The 18,117-nt window shown below is 60.2% G+C and carries 16 protein-coding genes; 10 read left to right on the top strand and 6 right to left on the bottom strand.

The genetic code is table 11. From position 1 onward, the window contains the following. Nucleotides 1-16: 16 nt before the first annotated feature. Nucleotides 17-2,428, bottom strand: a complete 2,412-nt coding sequence (locus AB4Z15_RS01780) for a LuxR C-terminal-related transcriptional regulator (RefSeq protein ID WP_442015773.1) — start codon at nt 2,426-2,428, stop codon at nt 17-19. 466 nt (nt 2,429-2,894) lie between these two features. Here AB4Z15_RS01780 and AB4Z15_RS01775 point away from each other — a divergent pair, with 466 nt between their 5' ends. The 7 genes from AB4Z15_RS01775 to AB4Z15_RS01745 all read left to right on the top strand — a co-directional run bounded on the left by AB4Z15_RS01775 (nt 2,895) and on the right by AB4Z15_RS01745 (nt 9,958). Next, nucleotides 2,895-4,085 carry an acyl-CoA dehydrogenase family protein gene (locus AB4Z15_RS01775; RefSeq protein ID WP_442015772.1) on the top strand — a complete coding sequence of 397 codons (1,191 nt, stop codon included), beginning with the start codon at nt 2,895-2,897 and terminating at the stop codon, nt 4,083-4,085. 12 nt (nt 4,086-4,097) lie between these two features. Then, on the top strand, nt 4,098-4,604 hold the full coding sequence (locus tag AB4Z15_RS01770) for a flavin reductase family protein (RefSeq protein WP_442015771.1): 507 nt from the start codon (nt 4,098-4,100) through the stop codon (nt 4,602-4,604). 81 nt (nt 4,605-4,685) lie between these two features. Then, nucleotides 4,686-6,164 (top strand): aldehyde dehydrogenase, encoded by a 1,479-nt coding sequence (locus AB4Z15_RS01765; protein WP_442015770.1) that lies wholly within the window; start codon nt 4,686-4,688, stop codon nt 6,162-6,164. 66 nt (nt 6,165-6,230) lie between these two features. Next, nucleotides 6,231-6,605 (top strand): nuclear transport factor 2 family protein, encoded by a 375-nt coding sequence (locus AB4Z15_RS01760; protein ID WP_442015769.1) that lies wholly within the window; start codon nt 6,231-6,233, stop codon nt 6,603-6,605. A 59-nt stretch (nt 6,606-6,664) separates the two neighbouring features. Then, the gene (locus AB4Z15_RS01755) at nt 6,665-7,675 is read left to right on the top strand and encodes a fumarylacetoacetate hydrolase family protein (RefSeq protein WP_442015768.1); all 1,011 of its coding nucleotides are present in this window, start codon (nt 6,665-6,667) and stop codon (nt 7,673-7,675) included. A gap of 64 nt (nt 7,676-7,739) precedes the next feature. Next, a complete protein-coding gene (locus tag AB4Z15_RS01750; protein WP_442015767.1) occupies nt 7,740-8,945 on the top strand; it encodes a VOC family protein in 1,206 nt (401 codons plus the stop codon). Nucleotides 8,946-9,016: 71 nt separating this feature from the next. After that, the gene (locus tag AB4Z15_RS01745) at nt 9,017-9,958 is read left to right on the top strand and encodes an NAD(P)H-binding protein (RefSeq protein ID WP_442015766.1); all 942 of its coding nucleotides are present in this window, start codon (nt 9,017-9,019) and stop codon (nt 9,956-9,958) included. A 215-nt stretch (nt 9,959-10,173) separates the two neighbouring features. Here the strand turns inward: AB4Z15_RS01745 and AB4Z15_RS01740 are convergent, their stop codons facing one another. Both AB4Z15_RS01740 and AB4Z15_RS01735 read right to left on the bottom strand, forming a co-directional pair. After that, a complete protein-coding gene (locus AB4Z15_RS01740) occupies nt 10,174-10,983 on the bottom strand; it encodes an alpha/beta fold hydrolase (protein ID WP_442015765.1) in 810 nt (269 codons plus the stop codon). Nucleotides 10,984-11,091: 108 nt separating this feature from the next. Beyond that, on the bottom strand, nt 11,092-12,663 hold the full coding sequence (locus AB4Z15_RS01735; protein ID WP_442015764.1) for a GMC family oxidoreductase: 1,572 nt from the start codon (nt 12,661-12,663) through the stop codon (nt 11,092-11,094). Nucleotides 12,664-12,849: 186 nt separating this feature from the next. Here AB4Z15_RS01735 and AB4Z15_RS01730 point away from each other — a divergent pair, with 186 nt between their 5' ends. Then, on the top strand, nt 12,850-13,857 hold the full coding sequence (locus tag AB4Z15_RS01730; protein WP_442015763.1) for a helix-turn-helix domain-containing protein: 1,008 nt from the start codon (nt 12,850-12,852) through the stop codon (nt 13,855-13,857). Nucleotides 13,858-13,872: 15 nt separating this feature from the next. Here the strand turns inward: AB4Z15_RS01730 and AB4Z15_RS01725 are convergent, their stop codons facing one another. Next, nucleotides 13,873-14,070: a hypothetical protein gene (locus AB4Z15_RS01725; protein WP_442015762.1), complete on the bottom strand. Its 198-nt coding sequence runs from the start codon at nt 14,068-14,070 to the stop codon at nt 13,873-13,875. A gap of 168 nt (nt 14,071-14,238) precedes the next feature. On the opposite strand from AB4Z15_RS01725, the gene AB4Z15_RS01720 reads away from it, so the two are divergent. After that, complete coding sequence (locus AB4Z15_RS01720; protein ID WP_442015761.1) at nt 14,239-15,465, top strand: acetyl-CoA C-acyltransferase; 1,227 nt, start codon at nt 14,239-14,241, stop codon at nt 15,463-15,465. Continuing rightward, the gene (locus AB4Z15_RS01715) at nt 15,462-15,875 is read left to right on the top strand and encodes a hotdog fold thioesterase (protein WP_442015760.1); all 414 of its coding nucleotides are present in this window, start codon (nt 15,462-15,464) and stop codon (nt 15,873-15,875) included. Before AB4Z15_RS01720 ends, AB4Z15_RS01715 begins: the two co-directional genes overlap by 4 nt. Before the next feature lie 126 nt (nt 15,876-16,001). Here the strand turns inward: AB4Z15_RS01715 and AB4Z15_RS01710 are convergent, their stop codons facing one another. Together AB4Z15_RS01710 and AB4Z15_RS01705 are read right to left on the bottom strand one after the other, a co-directional pair. Further along, nucleotides 16,002-17,021 carry a dihydrodipicolinate synthase family protein gene (locus AB4Z15_RS01710; protein ID WP_442015759.1) on the bottom strand — a complete coding sequence of 340 codons (1,020 nt, stop codon included), beginning with the start codon at nt 17,019-17,021 and terminating at the stop codon, nt 16,002-16,004. 39 nt (nt 17,022-17,060) lie between these two features. Further along, a complete protein-coding gene (locus tag AB4Z15_RS01705) occupies nt 17,061-18,074 on the bottom strand; it encodes an ornithine cyclodeaminase family protein (RefSeq protein WP_442015758.1) in 1,014 nt (337 codons plus the stop codon). Between the last annotated feature and the right edge of the window lie 43 nt (nt 18,075-18,117).

Here is an 18,117-nt window from a genome sequence, read left to right as displayed (position 1 = left end):
GGAAGGATCCGGTCCGCTATTGCGCCGTGGTGCGACCTGCCAGCCAGGATGCGACTTGGGTTCGTGAAGTGAAACCAAGCTTGGACAATATTCGCTCGATGTGGCCACTGACCGTCCTGGGGGACAGAACCAGTTCGGCAGCGATTTCCTTGTTGCTGCGCCCTTGGGCAACAAGGGCCGCCACTTGCGTTTCCCGCTCGGTCAGCTGTGGCCCGCCGGGGCTGTATAGACCAACAAACTCCGCCTTGTTGGTACGACGCACTGCAGCACTGTGCCCGCTGTCAACGGAGTCCGCCCGGGGCGAAACATAGGAGCTTTTGGCCAGGTTCAATGCGATCTCAACAGCCTGGTCCTTGGACAGAGCCGGCCCGCCGTCGAGTATTGACCGGAACCGCGCCTCCCCGAGCTCCCGTCGAATCTGGCCCACAGTCTGCTTGAAATCTGTTTCCAGCGGACCGAAGGCAGAAACGGTGGTGCCGATCCCTTTCCAAACCGATTGAGCTGCGTGAAGAAGTGCTGCTGCCGATTCAAACTGCCTGTTCGAAGCGGCTGTCCACGACATTTGCTCGATGGTCAGGGCAATGCAAAGCCCATCGTGAAAATCGCGTTGAATTTCCAGCGCCGAGATCTGGCATCGGCGGGCATCCTCGAGCTGACCAAGGTGCCAGTGGCAAAGGCCCATGACCGCGTGCCCATACGCACGGCTCCACCGCTCACCGTGCCTGCCGCTTTCAGTCAGTACCCGCTGGCAGGTCGCGAGGGCTTCCTCTATCCGCCCGGCATACATCTGTGCCCAGGCCAAAAGGAAAGTCGCCGTAAGTTCTGAAGCGCAGTCCTCCTGCAGCCGGTGGACGGCTGCTGCGCGGTTAAAGAGCCCTATAGCCTCTTCGAGCCGACCTCCGAGGACTTCGCTTAAAGCCTGCCAATGGTCGGCATGAGCTGCCAGCACCGGATCATCCAGGTCATGAGCGATTTCACGGCATTCGGCCAAGTACCCCTGTGCGGGTTCCGGATCGCCCTGAAGCAGGGCTACCCAAGCAGCTACCCAGAGGACATTTCCACGTTCTCGCGTTCTGCCCGTAGCCAGGCCAAGCATCCGCTCAAGCCACCGACGGCCATCTGAAAGGTTGCCCCCAGCGATCCAGTGGTACCTGAGAAGGGCCGCCAGATTCATCCCTGCCAGCTCCTCACCCGGAGTGGTTGCCGACCATTCCAACGCCGAGAGAATATTCGTATGATCCCGCCGCGCGGCAGCGAGGCGCGCTGATTGTTCCGGACCGCACCAGAGCGCAACAGTTTCGGACGCCTTTCCGAGATAGTGGTCGCGTTGGCGACGGCGGAGCTCGGAAGATTCGCCGTTGCGGTCAAGCAACGCCGCACCGTATTCCCTGAAGGTCATCAGTTGCCAGTACCGCCTTGGCTGGTCGCCCGCAGACATGACGTCAATGACGTTTTCTGCGACCACCAGAGACTTTGCAACGAGGTGATCCAGAAGGTCCAGGACATCCACTTTGTTGATCTCGCCGAATCCGCAGACCTCCTCCGCGGCCTCGACGTCGAAGCCGGCCGGGAAGACCGCAAGCCTGGCCCACAAAATCTGTTCCTCCCGGGTACAGAGTTCATAGCTCCAGTCCACCAGCGCCCTCAGCGTCTGCTGCCGGGGAATTGCTGCCCTGTTTCCGCCCTTAAGGATGTCAAAGCGCCGGTCCAGCCGTTCCACGAGTTGAACAACCGATAATGAGCGCAGTCGGGCAGCTGCAAGTTCAATGGCAAGAGGTATGCCATCCAACATCTGGCACAGTTGGGCAACGGCCTGACGGTTGCCATCGGTGATCTCAAATCCAGCGTTTATGCTTTTCGCTCGATCAACCAACAACCGAACAGACTCAAAAGCCTCAATCGTTCCGGCTTCGATGTCGGACGACGAAGGGGCACTGAGCGGCGGAACTTGGTAGACCTGCTCACCGAAGATCCCCAGGGGTTCCCTGCTGGTCGCAATGACACGCAGCTCTGGTGCAATTTCCAGGAGCCTTGCCACCAAGGCCGGTATTGCATCCAGAAGATGTTCGCAGTTGTCCAGGACCAGGAGCAGCTGCCGTTCCTGGACGTAGTCCGCAATCCTCTCTGCGGGTGATCGGTTCGACTGGTCGGGCAGTCGGAGGGAAGCGGCAATCTGGGAAACAACCAAGGAGGCGTCTTCCAAGGCTGCAAGTTCAACTATCCAAACGCCATCGCGAAACGCCTTCCGGGTTCGTGTGGAAAGCTCCGCAGCGAGGCGTGTCTTACCAACGCCTCCGGGTCCGGCGAGCGTGAGGAGGCGGGAGCGTGACATCAGCTCCCTTGCTGCGCCGAGCTCATTGCGTCGTCCAATAAAGCTCGTTAGGTTATGGCCCCCCAAGGAGCCAATGGTCACTGCTTCGGTACTCATGACCCTCCTGTGATGCAGATAACAATACAGGTAGCGGATGGGGTCATTTGACCCGTCCGCTGCCAGTCGTAGCGGCGCACACTGAATGCAGTCAGAACGACTCTTTGGAGCAATCGGAAGGCAAGCGCGATGAGGCGCAGAGCAGCAAATCCAAGCACCTGCCGGAACGGCGGCAATGGATCAAGTCCAAGCACTGATCCAGCCACTGTACTTTCCGGTTTCTCCAAAGACGGCAGTCGTGCTGACGCCGTTTCCAATCCGTGGGCGGCGGACAATTTCTGGCCGGACTGTGTTGACAGACACGCCCGCGAATTCCTACCTGTGTTCCCCACAGGATACAGCAGTAAGAAACGCTATCTCGATATCTGAGGGTTATTTCCTCAATCCTTAGGACAAAATGCGCGGCGGGAATTCGCCCGTGTTATTCCACGGTTTACCACAATTACCCAGCAATGAAAGAGGCGCCATGACAGCGACGTCAATCACCGAATTGTCAGATATCAACGTTCCGGATGCTGAATTGGTGGCCCGCGCTGCCAATTTGGTGCCGTTGGTCCGGGAGTTCGCAGCGCAGGGTTCCGAAGCCCGCCGCGTTGCCCCGGAAGTGGTATCGGCACTGGAAGGCGCCGGACTTTTCCGGATGTTGGTTCCGAAGCGATACGGGGGCATGGGTGCTTCATTGCGCACAGCCGTGGAAGTGACGAAGGAAATATCCCGCGGTGATGGTTCCACGGGGTGGGTCACCACGCTCATGATGGTGGGAACAGGTTTCGCCTCGACTTTTTCGGAGCAAGCCCAGGAAGAGGTCTTTGGAAGCAATCCCTTGGCGAAGGTGGCTGGCACGTTCAGCCCGGGAAGCAAGAGTGAACGCGTTGACGGTGGCTATCTGATCAGTGGCCGGTGGCCATATTCCTCCGGTTCCTTTGCTGCGGACTGGGCGACGCTTGGTGTGTTGCTTGATGGCGATGACCCGATGGCGCTGGCCCTCATCCCCGCCGAAGCGTGGACCATCGAGCCGACCTGGTTTGTCGCGGGTATGAAGGGCACAGGCAGTGACACGATCGTGGTGGAAGACCACTTCGTGCCGGAGCACCGGGTGCAGCGACTCAGCAACATGCTCACCTCGAATTTCCTGTCCCCGTACAAGGACGAGCGCATGGCAAATGTGGCCTTCAACGCCGTGGCAGCCGCTATCCTCATTGCCCCGCAGATCGGCCTGGCGCGGCACGCACTGGAAATCACCTTGGCCAAGCTGCCCGGCAAACCGGTGGCCTACACCATGTACAGCAACGCCAAAGATTCCCCCACCCATCAGTTGGCTGTTGCGAAGGCAGCTTCAAATCTGCATATCTCTGAGCTCCTGCTTAACAGGATGTGCCTGGACATTGACACAGCGGCCGACGCCGGTGAGAAATTGGACCTTCCCACAAGGGCCCGCATCCGCAACGACACTGGAGTTATCGCCGAATTGATCGGGCAGGCCATCGATGCGCTGATGACCGCCAACGGTGCAGGGTCCTTTGCCGAAGCCAACGTCCTTAACCAGATCTGGCGCGATTCCGAAATTGCCGCACGGCATGCCTTTGTGACACCTGAAATCGGTAAAGAAGCCTACGGCCGGGTCCTGATGGGCCTGGAACCCACCATCAACCTCTAAGGCAAGGTCAACATGTCCATTCCCACGATCCCCGAAGCGCCCGCTGAAGACCCCGCACGAACCTACCGGCACGTTCTCGGGCACGTCCCCACGAGCGTCGCGGTAGTAACAGCCGGCTTAAGGTCCGGGCCTGTCGGCATGACTGTGGGCTCCTTCACATCGGTGTCACTGGAACCACCCCTGGTGGCGTTTTTTGTAGACAAGTCGTCCAAAACATGGCTTCGGCTCTATGAGGCAAGCCACTTTGGCGTCAATATCCTCGGCCAGGACCAGACCGAGCTCTGCAAGGCGTTTGCCCGCCGTTCGGAAGACCGCTTCAACGAAGTGGACTGGACGCCCTCCGAGCGTGGGGTGCCACTGCTGAACGATGCCATAGTCACGCTTGAATGCACCCGTTACAAAATCGATCTCATTGGAGACCACTACCAAGTCGTCGGGCGGGTCGAGTCCCTGGAACTGCGAGCCACCAACCCACCCTTGATCTTCCTTCAAGGCAGCTTCCTCAACCTCTCGGATTAGTGGCGAAGAACGCCGCCGGAAGGACCACCCAGCCAATTTTGGGCAGCCCTTCGTCCCACCAACTTTTAGCAAGGAGAACGCATGTCTCTCATCGTTGAGAAGCCAAACGATCTGGACCGCAAGCATTTCTTTATCGACGGCCTTTGGGCCAAGCCCACAGGAGGTCGGACCCGAAACCAGGTGGAGGCAGCAACCGGAGAGGTCATCGGCATAGCCGCTATGGGTTCGGAAGCAGACATAGACGCCGCGGTCAGGGCAGCCCGGCGAGCCCTGGACGATGGGCCTTGGGGTAAAACGTCTCCCCAGGAACGCGCTGAGGTGATGCGACGATTTGCCCGTGAGCTCGACCTCCGATCCACCTACACATCCGAGCTGGTCTCCCGCGAGAATGGGATGCCAATCGGGTTGTCGCAGATGTTGAACGGCGGGGCGCCATCCGTCCTCCTGAATATCTATGCGGACGTCATCGAGAACCTCGCCTTGGAAGAGGTGCGCGCCAGCCAGGCTGGCTCCACCATTGTCCGCCGAGAGCCCGTGGGCGTGGTCGGTGCGATCGCGCCATGGAACTTTCCACAGGCGTTGGCCATGTTCAAGATTGCGCCAGCCCTTGCGGCCGGCTGCACGGTGGTGCTCAAGCCCTCGCCGGAAACAGCACTGGATTCTTATGTCTTTGCCGATGCTGCAAAGGCCGCCGGTCTGCCTGATGGCGTATTAAACATCGTCCTGGGTGATCGGGAGGCAGGCGCAGCGCTCGTCTCGCACCCTCTGGTGGACAAAATCGCATTTACGGGTTCAACCGCAGCGGGCAGAATTATCGGCGCCGAGTGCGGGCGTTTGATCCGCCGTTGCACGCTTGAACTTGGCGGCAAATCCGCAGCTGTCTTCCTCGAAGACGGCGACGTCAACACCCTGCTGGCTGGCCTGGACAATGCCTCCTTCCTGAACAACAGCCAAACCTGCACCACCCAATCACGAATTCTCATCGCTCGATCCCGGTACAACGAAGTCGTTGACGCGATCGGGAGCTTCGCCGACTCGTACAGGTTGGGGAACCCGCTCGATCCAACAGTGACCATGGGGCCAATGGCCACGCATGAGCACCTGGAACGGGTGATGGAGTACATCGATATGGCAAAAGCCTCCAACGCCCGGTTGGTGACAGGAGGCAGCCGCCCTGATGGCCTTGATAGCGGGTGGTTCGTTCAGCCCACAGTCTTCGCCGACGTCGATAATAATGATCGCCTCGCACGTGAGGAAGTCTTTGGTCCCGTCATGGCACTGATTCCTTTTGATGATGACGACGACGCCGTTCGGATGGCAAACGACAGCAACTACGGTCTTGGAGGATCGGTGTGGAGCGCCGACGAAGACAGGGCCTTGTCCGTTGCGCGGCGGGTAAGGACCGGAACCATTGGACTCAATTACTACACCTTGGACCTGGGGGCGCCGTTCGGCGGATTCAAGGATTCCGGTGTCGGCAGGGAACTCGGGCCTGAGGGTATCAACGCATATCTGGAATACAAGTCAATCTATGCCTCTACCAGGTATCTCAGCGTCTGACCCCAATAGCCCAGTAACAACGCCATGCAACCTTCAACGGGTTGCAATGGAAGGAGATCGAACGGCATGAGTAATTCAGCTGAGATTGTCGCCGCCTATTTCGACGGCGTGAAAGCGGGCGATGCGGATGCAGTGGCCGACCTGTTTGCCCCTGATGCGCAGTTGATCAATGCTGCGGGGATCCTCAAAGGGGCTGATGCCATCAGACGGATGTACCAAAACGGACTGGCGCCCGGAGCGATGACGCCAAGCCCGCATCCGCCGGTGGTGCACGGAGAGCACGTAGCCGTCGAGATAGACCTGTATGCCAACGGAGCCAGCCTCAAACTCGGAGACTTCTTCACCATTCGCGATGGGAAGATCCACAGTCTGACCATCTATAGCCTCACCCCATCCGACGCGCGCCTCTTCGACGACGTCGGAATAGACCCTGCGCGGTAGGCCCGGATCCATCTACCAACCGCAGCCAGTCCGAATTCGTGAAAATACCAGGAGAACACATGAAAATAGCTGTCTTTGGCCCTCATCGTCGCGTGGGTGTCATCAAGGATGATAAGATCGTCGACGCCAATGGAGCCTACGCAAAGTTCCTGTCCGAAACGTCAGAGCTGACGCGCCCCCAGGCACAAGCCGACGCTGACGTCCCTTCGGAACTCGGGGCGTTTATCGCAGAGGGGGACGGGGCCCTGGAAGGTGCCCTAGCCGCCGTCGAGTACTTATGGGCCAATGCCCAGGATGATCGTGGGCTCGCGGGGGAGCCGCTCTTCTTTAGCCTCGGTGAGACTGAACTTCATGCCCCGGTGGCCCAAGGTTCCCGGATCTTTTGCGCTTTGGCCAACTTCTTCGATCACATGGAAGCCGCCAGCAAGAACAGTGCAGGGAATGACACAGCTGAAGTCCTTGACCGGCTGGTCCAGGGTGGACCCAAATACTTCCTGAAGGACCACCGGGCAGTAGGAGCTGACGCCCAGCCGGTGCGTTACCCCGCAAGGACCCGTCGCTTGGATTACGAGGCCGAGGTGGCGATTATCGTCGGGAAACAAGGTCGCGATATCGGCCGCGACGATGCTCTTCCCTATATCTGGGGATACACATTGCACAACGACTGGTCGATCCGCGACAACGTGTCCTTCGGGCCGGACTTCATTCACTCCAAGAACTTCGATACGTCGGCAACCATTGGGCCCTGGATCGTTGTCAATGAGGGCATTGACCCACAGGACATTCCCATTGAGTGCCGTGTCAACGGGGAGGTCCGGCAAAGCGGCAACACCAAATCAATGGTGCATGATTTCTCCGCCTTCATCCAACACCTCTCAGCTGACACCACCCTGTATCCGGGCGATCTCATCAGCAGCGGAACGCCAAAGGGAACCGCCGTCGATTCCAGCCGGCAACAAACTGACGGATCTCATCCGGACACGCTGTTCGTGAAGCCCGGCGACGTCGTCGAGGTGTCCTCGAGTCTCATCGGCACGATCCGGAACGAAGTTATCAGCCCCGCCACGTGAGATTTCAGATCAGCGTGAAGTCTTCAGCCATTGCTCCCCTTGGCACACACAAAGAAAGATAACCATGAGCGAACAGCAGCACAACGTGGGCGGTGTTCTCTACGACCGCCCCTTCAAAATCCGCCGGCTCAACCATTTTGGCATCAGCGTAGAAGATACAGGCGCGTCGCTGGCCTTCTACCGGGATCTCCTCGGATTCCAGGTGGCCGATGCCCTTGACCTGGAGAAGTACGACCCAGGGGTATGGCTTGATGGCCTCGCCGACAGACATATCTATTTTCTTCGCCACAACAGCGATCACCACACCTTCGTCCTGATGCCAAAGGCCTGGGTGGACCACATGGATTCCCCGGCCAGGGGTGACCTGACCATCAACCAGATCACGTGGCAAGTTGGAAGCCTTCGCGAGGTGGTCCAGGCACGGCTATGGCTTGAGTCCTTGGGTAACAGGATCGAACGCTATGGCCGGGACCCCGGATCCAATTGGCACACTTACTTCCCCGATCCCACAGGGCACACGAACGAACTGGAATATGGCATCGAACAGGTCGGTTGGGATGGCCGGAGCAAACCCGAAGTCTTGTGGCCATGGGCGAACGAGCACCCTTCGCTTCCCACGACGTCGGAGGGCAGCGAGCTGGCTGCCGCCGAGGCGGATGGTGTGGATCTCACCAGCGGTTACCGGTGGGTGGACGAGTTGCCGAAGACGTTCGATGTAGGCGGTGTGCTCCTTTCCCGCCCGTTCAAACCCGTTCGCATCGGACCTGTCAGCATCTTCGTTGAGGACGTCGCCGGTGCAGAGGAGTTCTACACGCAGCGGCTTGGCCTGGTGAAGAGCGAGGAAACGGTGGTCCATGGTCACCGCGCCGTCTTCCTGAGGGCAAACACGGAACACCACAGCCTGGGACTCTTCCCGATGGAACTCCGGAAAAACCTGGGAGTCAGCGAACACACCACGTTGCTCTCCTTCGGCATCCAACTCGGCTCGTATGAACAGTTGAGAGCAGCGCGAAGCCACCTCGAAGAGCGAGGTGTCAAGCTCCTGGACCTGCCACAGGAGATCCACCCCGGTGTCGACTACACGCTTCACGCAGTCGATCCCGACGGCCACGTCATGGAGTTGTACTACTACATGGAACAGGTGGGATGGGACGGGACCGTGCGGACACCAGCACAACGACGCGTTATCGATCCCGAGGTTTGGCCCGAGGCGCTGTCTCCCATGTCCGATACGTACGGCGGCGAAACCTTCTGGGGTCCCCTCGGCTGACGCCGGATCACTTGCACCACCGTTCCCGCCAAAGAGGCCGGGAGAAAGAAACTACAAAAAGGAGGCCTGAAGTGGGCCGTATCATCATCAGTGGGGCGTCGGGGGATCTTGGGCGCAGAGTCACAGAACTGCTTCTGGCGGCTAACCCGGACATAGAACTAACGCTGGTATCACGTACGCCGGAAAAGCTGTACAAACACAAGAATCCGGGCATCCGCGTGATGCGTGGCGATTACCAGGAACCTGAATCCCTCAACGAGGCCTACATCGGCGGCGAAGTTCTGTTCCTCATCAGCGGACTCAATCTGGGCCGTCGGGTTTCCGAGACGAGGAACGCGATTGCCGCGGCACAGCATGCCGGTGTCCGGCACATTGTGTACACGTCCGTGGGCGGCATTCACCCTAACAACCCGGCTCTTTCAGCCAGGGACCACTATCAGAGCGAATTGGATCTCCGGAATTCGGGCTTGGCCTACACCTTCCTCCGCAACGCGCTGTACGCGGAGATCATCAGTAACATTCTTGTTGCTCCTGCGGTAGCCAGCGGAGTGATGGCACAGGCAACGGGTCATGGACGGCTGGCGCCGGCCGCCAAAGCCGATGTCGCCCGCAGCGCAGCCGCTGTATTGCTTGCTGCAGAAAGGCATGCCGGTGCTGTCTATGAGATCACCGGACCTGAACTGCTGACTTTTGAAGACATTGCGCGCATTGGTTCGAAGGTACACGGCGCGCCAATTGATTATCAGCCGATTTCCGATGATGAGCGGCTCGCCTTCTTCGATTCAATCGGTATCCCAAGGACTTACGATCCCTCCATGCCGCCGAGTGCCGACGGCCACATGTGGGCAAGTGATGAGTTGGTTACTGCTGAAGTCGCCATTGCCGAGGGGTATCAGACCGTTCTCTCAGGACACGTTCAGCTGATCACCGGGCGCAGTCCCGAACCGCTGCAATCGGTGATGGAAGCCGTCAAATCCGTGCCGTACGACCAAATCCCGGCACAGGTGTCCTAACTCTTTACTTCAGGCATGCGTTCCACAGGACGGCTTCGCTCATAGGGATATGGGCGAGGCCGTCTGCGCGGTATGACCCGGGGAAGGATCCAGGATATTGCCGTTGCCCAGCCCAGGGACGTGGCGAGTGAACCATTGCGGAGATGATCAGGGCCTGGCTGGTTGGCCCTCGGCTGGCTCCTATGTTGCAACTGGTTGCAGCCCTCGTCCTACATCTACTCAACGGCACCAAGCACGGCGCGAACAAATGCTTCGGGACGCTCGTGATGCATGAGGTGTGAGGTCAGCGGTACTTTCTCAACACGCACTGACGGGATTTGGCGGGATGCATCCTGTGCGATGCGGTTGTACCACCTGCCGCTCTCGCCACCAACGAGCCATGTGATAGGCAACCCTGATTTGGCGAGCGCCTTGTAGTCCACATATTCTCCGAGCGGGCCGAATCTGCTTGCACCCAGTTCTGCCAGGATTGTTTCTGTGTTAGCCAACAGGGAAGCGCGCGATTCGGCAGGTGCACGGTCGAAACCGTTGCCGCCGTCGACGGTTTTGGAAGCGAACTGAAGAAACAGTGTCACAGCTTCTTCCCCGCGTCCGCGGCTTTGGAGCCATCGAACTCGGGCAGCGATTCTGAATAGCTCCATGGAGCCATTCCTGATGCCGTGGACAGGCGCTTCCATAACAACCACATGGGAAATCAAGTCGGGCCGCCGACCGGCCAGGTCCAAGCAGACTGTGCCTCCGGAACTCCAACCCACCAGGCAGGCAGGGCCGGCGGCCCGTTGTTCGATGAGAGCCTCAAGGTCGTGACTGTGGACCCGATAATCGACCACGGCGGGATGCACGGAACTTCCGTATCCGCGCCGGTCGTAGTCAAGGACCCTGTGGTCTTTAGCGAGGGATGGCAACACCCCATCCCAGGTGCTGCCATCGGCGCCCGTGCCATGGACAAGAATCATGGTGGGACCGTTGCCTGATTCGCGAACGGCTATATCGGCTCCGTCCAGTTTCAGCGTTGATCGTTTCACTGATTGTTCCTTGCTGTGTGACAAACGTTGGGATGTGGGGATGCCCGTGGCCGGCAGGGCGTAGCCATGGGCGACTGACCACGGGCTGGTCAGTCGCCCACGGGCCAATCAGTTTGCAGTTGCCGCAAGGATGGTTTCATCGCTCGCGGAATTATGGGTGGCGGCCGACAGGATCAAATCGGCCGCTTTCTCACCAATCATGATGGCTGGGGCGTTAGTGTTGCCGCTGGGAACGGACGGAATGATGGAGGCGTCCGCCACCCTCAGGCCTGCAATCCCGTGCACTCGGAGCTCTGGGTCTACTACAGAGAGGTCATCGATGCCCATCTTGCATGTTCCAACCTGGTGATGATAGGTCCCGGCCACTTGGCGCACAAACTCCCGGAGGGTGTCCCTGTTGGCGACGCCCGATGGGCTGAACTCGGACTTCCGGAATGGGGCGAAGGCGTCCTGCTGGCCGATTTCCCGACAGATTTCGACCGCATCAACGAGCGCCTCAACGTCATACTCGTCTGCCAGAATGTTGGGGTCCACCACCGGCGCCACTGTGGGGTCGGCTGACGCGAGCCGGAGTGATCCGCGGGAGCGGGGGCGGACGATGCCTGGTGCAATGGTGTAGCCGTGCGCCGGGGCAGCTCCACCGTCTGTGGGGTATGGCAGATGAAGGAACAAGGGCTGAAGATCCGGCGCTTCCTCGTCGGTTTGCTTGCTGTGAGCGTACAACTGGCTCTCGAGCAGGTTGTGCTTTCCCGCCGCTAGTGGCTGGCTGGCTTCATAGATGTTGCCTGCCAAGAGGTGGTCATGCAGGTTTTCGCCGACGCCGGGAAGGTCCGCGACGGAAGCTATGCCAAGTCGCTGTAGCTCATTCTTGGGTCCAATTCCGGAGAGGAGCAAAATCTGAGGAGACCCGATGGCCCCTGCGGAGAGCACTACTTCGGAGTTGGCGGCTGCACGGTGCTCGCCATCGGCTGACTGGTACTCGACGGCGATCGCCCGCCCGCTCGCCACCACAATCCGCGTGACAAGTGCACCAGTGGTGACGGTCAGTCCGGGATGGTCCAGCAGGGGCGCCATGAAGCTCTGCCAAGCGCTGGCCCGTTTCCCGGCACGGGTGGTGGTGTGATTAAAGCCGACGCCGGTCATGCGGCTTCCGTTGAAATCCTCCGTTTCCGCGTGGCCAAGCGCCTTTGCGGCATCCACAAAGGCTTGAGCGGTTGGATGACGGTTGATGATGCGTTCGACGTGGAGCGGACCGCCCTCACCGTGGAACTCGTTGGCTCCGTCCGCATGGTCCTCTGAGCGCTTAAAGAGCGGGAGTACTTCATCCCAGGACCAACCCGCGGCCCCGTTCGCTGCCCAGACATCGTAGTCGTTGCGGTGGCCGCGGATGTAGATCATACCGTTGAGGGAGCTGCTGCCGCCCAGAACCTTGCCCCTTGGCCAGTAAAGAACCCGGTTGTTGGCGTGCTTTTGTGGCGTGGTCATCACGGCCCAGTCATTGGCGCCTGTGAGCAGCGCTGGCCACCCTTGGGGGCTATGGATGTTTGGATCCGTATCCGCGGAACCGGCTTCCAGGACGTGGACGCTGTAGCCGGCGTCGAGCAAACGCCGGGCAATTACACTACCCGACGAGCCTGCCCCGATGATGATGTAGTCACTGGCAATGGTGTTATTAGCCATGAGTTCCTCCTTGAACGTAGGCGTGATGATGGATGGCGATGTATTCAGAACTTTGCCGTCCTTGCCTCGGGAAGGCTTTGGCCTCAGGCGCACGGGGCTTTGCACGATGCGCAGGATCGTGATGCGGATCACGCTAAATCGCGCTCGTGTGCCAGACTGAACGGGGTGTTGTAGAGGAGGATGTCCGTGACCGAAGTTGCGCTCCCAGAGCCGCTGCAAGTCTTTAACGCTTCCCTATTGGACAGCGGGGAACGTTTCGAGGCTTGGAAGGAAGCGGTTAACGCTGCCTTTGTGCCCTTGACTGTCACAACCACTGAACCGGGTTGCTTCAGCGGCTCCCTGGTCGGCCAAAGTGTGGGTGCAATGCATGTCAGCGAAGTTTCCGGAAGCGCGAGTCAGGTCCAGCGGACTTCACGTCAAATTGCCGCAAATGATCCTGGCCTGATAAAGCTGGGCCTGCAAGTGCGCGGCTACTCGGTGGTTGCCCAGGACGGCCGCGAGGCTGCCCTGACGCCCGGCGACTTCGCGATTTACGACACCAGTAGACCCTACGACCTGTACTTTGACGATGCTTTCCGGATGCTCGTGGTCATGTTTCCACCGGACTCGATGCAGCTAAGCCGCCGTCACATCGCTTCCCTGACGGCCTCCCGTGTCTCCGGGCGGCACGGCTTTGGCTTACTGATGTCCACACTTCTGGGCGCGTTGGGGCAGCAGCTGCACGACGGTAAGATGCCGGGAACCGCAAGCGTCTCCGATGCACTGCTTAGCCTTGTCTCAGCAGTATTTGCCGAAAGGATTGATCCGGGTTCGCCGCAGAACTCAGCGCGATTAGTTCTGCTGGCCCGTATCCAGGCATACATCTCCTCTCATTTGGGAGATGCGGAATTAACGGTCGTTCAAGTGGCAGCTGCACACCACATCTCCGTTCGCTACTTGCAAAAGCTCTGCGAAGAGCACGGCGAAACGGTGAGCTCCTGGATCCGGCGCAAACGCCTTGAAAAATGCCGTTTGGACCTTGAGAACCCGCAATTGAGCGGCAGGCCGGTATCCGCCGTAGGAATGCAGTGGGGCTTTACGGACGCCTCCAGCTTCTCCCGCGCCTTCAAATCGGCCTTCGGGCAAGCGCCGGCTGAATACCGCTACTCTTTCACTCCCCTTCGAAGGTTCAAGGAGCAGAAGGACGATAGCTGACTAATCCGCGCATGGTCACAAACGTCCGCCATCAATAAGGCGCGACTGTTGATCGACGGCAGCCGAACTCGCAGACAGTTTCCAGTGGATGCGCTTCTTGAGCACACGGCCTCCTTGACGGAGGTCTATGCCGGCAACGAGGGCCGCCTTGTCGCCCAACTCATCGGTGAATGCCAACAGGACGAGATGGCGATGGCGGAATTCCAGAAGCATTTCTGGCTGTTCCCGCAGGCCTTGTGTAATACGATACGGTTCGTATAAGTTGGGTGGACTGAGATGCAAGGGCGGGCCCTTGGGCTTAGCAACCCTGTGTTCTCAATCCCGTCCTTCTCGCGCCAAGGGACCAGCGGCGTGCCGGGCGGTCCCCAATGAAAGGAAAGCATGATCGTGAAGACTGCCTTGGAGCCACGTGATGCTGTGGTGGTCGCCTACCGCCGAACACCGATTGGCCGGGCCCGTAAGGGTTCATTGGCCGCTGAGCGTCCCGAGGATCTGGCCCTCGCAGCCATTCGGGGAGCACTCGCTGCCGTTCCACAGCTGGGCTCTGACGAGTTCGCGGATGCCTACGTGGGGTGCGCTGTCCCGCAGGCCGCACAGGGCGACAACATCGGACGTCGAATCATGGTGCTTGCAGGAATGGACACCGTCCCGGCGGTCACAGTAAACCGCTTCTGCGCCTCCTCGTTGCAGGCTACGGCAATGGCAGCACAGGCCGTGCGCGCGGGCGACGGCGATGCCTTCCTGGTTGCGGGTGTCGAATCGACCAGCGCAGTTCCTCCAGTGACTGATAACCCCCACCCGGCCTTTGCCGAGGCAGCGCGACGGGCCGATGCCAGCTTCGAAGCTGGTCAGCCGTGGGTCGACCCCCGGGATCGTGGCGAGCTGCCGGATGTGTATCTTTCGATGGGCAAGACTGCGGAGTTCGTAGCCCGTCTGACCGGAACCTCGCGCCGTGACCAGGACGAATGGGCTCTTGAGTCTCAACGCCGGGCGGAGCGGGCTGTCCAGTCCGGGTATTTTGCGCGAGAGATTGTCTCAGTGACCACGGCTTCCGGCATGGTGGTCAGCGCCGATGACGGCCCGCGACCGGGAACCACCATGGAAGCCCTGTCAGGTCTGAAGCCTGTGTTCCACGAGTCCGGAACTGTCACGGCGGGCAACGCCAGCCCACTGAACGACGGCGCGTCGGCCTTGGTGGTAATGAGCGCCCGCCGAGCCGGCGAACTTGGATTGCGGCCGTTGGCCCGGATTCTGGGCAGCGCCGCCAGCGGCCTTTCACCAGAGATCATGGGACTGGGACCGGTTGCTGCGTCCAGTCGTCTGCTTGATCGTTTGGGGCTCTCGATCGGTGACATTGACGTCGTCGAACTGAATGAAGCCTTCGCCGCCCAAGTGGTCCCAGTGGTCCGCAAGCTCGGGGCGGATCCGGAGCGCGTCAACCCCTTTGGCGGCGCAATCGCCCTGGGCCACCCCTTCGGTGCAACGGGTGCGAGGTTGGTTGGAACACTCATCAATGGTCTGCAAACCACTGACGGATCCCTCGGCCTGGCCACCCTGTGCGTGGGCGGCGGCCAGGGCATGGCCATGGTGCTGGAGAGGCTCTCATGAAACCGATAGCACTTATTGCGGACCCGGCCCGCTCAATGCTTGCCGCAGACCGCTCCTTGGAAGGCCTGGGTATTCAGGTGCTGAGTGCAAGTGCAGGGCGGGCCACTGCAGTCCTGACCGTTACGCCACAGATGGCCAACGGGCATGGGATTGCCCACGGCGGCTTGGTCTTCGCTTTGGCAGACACGGCATTCGCCATGGCCGCAAACACGTTCGGCGCCGGAATCGCGACCGCCGAGGCTTCGATCTCCTATGTTTCCCCGGCCCGCATCTCCGAGGAGCTTGTTGCCTGCGCTGAAGTGACATTTCACGAGGGCCGCCGGATGATCGTCGATGTCATGGTGCGGGCGGGGGAGCGGACTGTTGCCATCTACCGCGGAACAGGCAGGGCGCTTCGCGCGACCGACTGATTCTCGTGCACGACGCCGGGGCCACGCAGTGGTCCATCCATGCATGAGGAGCCCCTTGAATCACCGGGCAATAAACAAGCCGGCGATCCAAGGGGCTTTCCGTGCCAGCTCACGGCCGGCCACTATTTATGCGGTGACGCGTCCGCGGAGGAACTCGGAGTCAGGTGAGTCCGTGACTGGAAGCCCCGAAGCTTGCAGGCTGGCGCGTAGCTGCTTCATGAAGCGGTCGGGGAGCCTGACTGCCGGAGGACGCAGCGCGCCCCCATTAAATCCGGAGAGCCATTCCTGGTATTTCCACTGGGTGCGGTTGATGGAGCTCGTTCCCGGAGTGGAAGTGGACGACACCGCAATATTCGCGGCCCGGGCGGGCTGCACCTCCCAATACCGTTCCATGGCCTCCTCCCACTTGCCGGTGCGCGCGAGCTCAAAGGCCTTGGGGTAGTAGTCGCCCATCCAGTTCGTGTTCGCAGTGCCGGAGAACTGAACGTCCAGGACCGACATCAGGGGGATGAGTTCGGCCTCAATGGGGCAGGAGATCACTACTTCATCGCGGAAGTGGTGGTACATCTCCATGACACCTGGAATGCCCGGGTATCCCTGTTCGGCCTTGATGGCAACAATGCTGGGCATGGCATCAAGGACGCGGCGCACGAAATCAACGCTCATGCCCGCGGGGTGAATCCTCTCGAACCCCCAAGCCGGCAGCGGGAACAACATGGTTGCAAGGTCGGTTTCGTCGGTAAACCGCTTGGTGTAGTCGAAAACCTCGTCGTATGAAGTGGGCCAGAACGAGGAAGGATAGGCCAGCAGGGCACGGTCAGCGCCCGCCTTCGTCGCCAGGTTTGCGGCGTGGATGTTTTCTTCCAATGTCCCGAAAATGGCGTGGAAAAAGAGGCCGAAGTCTTCCCCGGCAGCCTCGCGGGCCACCTCCGTGATCCGGGCATTCTCCTCCGGAGTTATGTTCGCTTCGGCTATCAGCAGGGAACCCTTGTAGCCGCGTTCCTTGAGCAGGAGGATGTCGTGTCGGATTGCATTTTCGTTGATGCCGGAGAAGTCCGGGGTGAAGGACGGGTGCGTGACGGCGACAGTGCCGACAAAGTTCTCCCGGGCCCAGGAACGTGCCTCGGATTTGGTGTAGTCCACCATGATGTACTCCTTGTTTTTCCGTTTTTTCTGATCTGGGGCCTATTTGCGGCTGGTGACGATGCCAACCGGAAGGATCGTGCCAACGCCCTCGGCGCGGGCGCGATCCACGAGCATTTCGGCCACCACGATGTCCTGCAATCCGGAACCCGTTGACTTATATATCCTGATCCCGCGCTCCACATCGATCGCAGTTTCCCCGCTGAGGACCGCATTGAGCGTGACGACGAGCGAATCGACGTCGACGCCGTTCGCCCGGGCCGCGATCATGTCCCCGCTGCCGTGCACTACCTCGTCACGGGTGTCCACCACTACTGTTGTGGCCCTTGCGATCAGCTCCGCAGGCAGTTCCCGTTGGGCTGGTGTGGTGGAACCGATGGAAACTACCGCCGAGTCGGGGCCGACCCATTCGGCCTGCAGGGTAGGGGACTCGTCCCGGGAGCGGGCGGCGCACAAAATTAGATCAGCCCCTTCCGCAGCCTCGCGGGCGGAGCCGACAGCGCGTGCGGGGGCGCCAAAGACGCCGTCGAACTCGGCAGCAAAGGCCTCGCGATTGGCGGCCGTAGGGCTGAACACACGGATGTCCGCGAATTCAAGGACATGCGAAAACGCGGTCAGATGGGAACGTGCTTCAAAGCCGGAGCCGATCACCCCGACGCTCAATGGCCGTGGCGGGACGATGCTGGAGGCGCCCACTGCTGTGGTTGCAGCGGTGCGCAGGCCGGTCACACGGTTTCCGTCCACCAGCGCCACAAGATCCGCGGTGTCCTTATCGAAGAGGGAAATCAAGTAGCTGACGCGGAGTCCATCCGCGAAGGACCCTGCAATGGATTTCGCGCCGAACAGCTGCCCGCTTGGTGGCACCGAGGGCATGACCCTCAGCCATTCCCGTGGCGTCTGAGCGAATATGCGTCCAGGCGTGCCGGCGTCGTCGGCGGGATTCTTATAGGCCGCGCGGATCGCCTGGATAGCCGCGGACCAGTCCGAAATGCTGGCCACATCGGCGTCGGTGAGAAAGAGTGGAAGGTTCGTCGGTAGCTCGCCGTCGGTGCTCACGGGCACTCCTTTGTGTCGTGCAGCCGAAGTGGCTGCTGCGTGG

Origin of the sequence: Paenarthrobacter sp. 2TAF44 (genome assembly GCF_052114885.1) — a bacterium.
Lineage (GTDB): Bacteria > Actinomycetota > Actinomycetes > Actinomycetales > Micrococcaceae > Arthrobacter.
The sequence above is the reverse complement of the archived record's forward strand: the minus strand, read 5'-3'. Positions and strand labels throughout refer to the sequence as shown.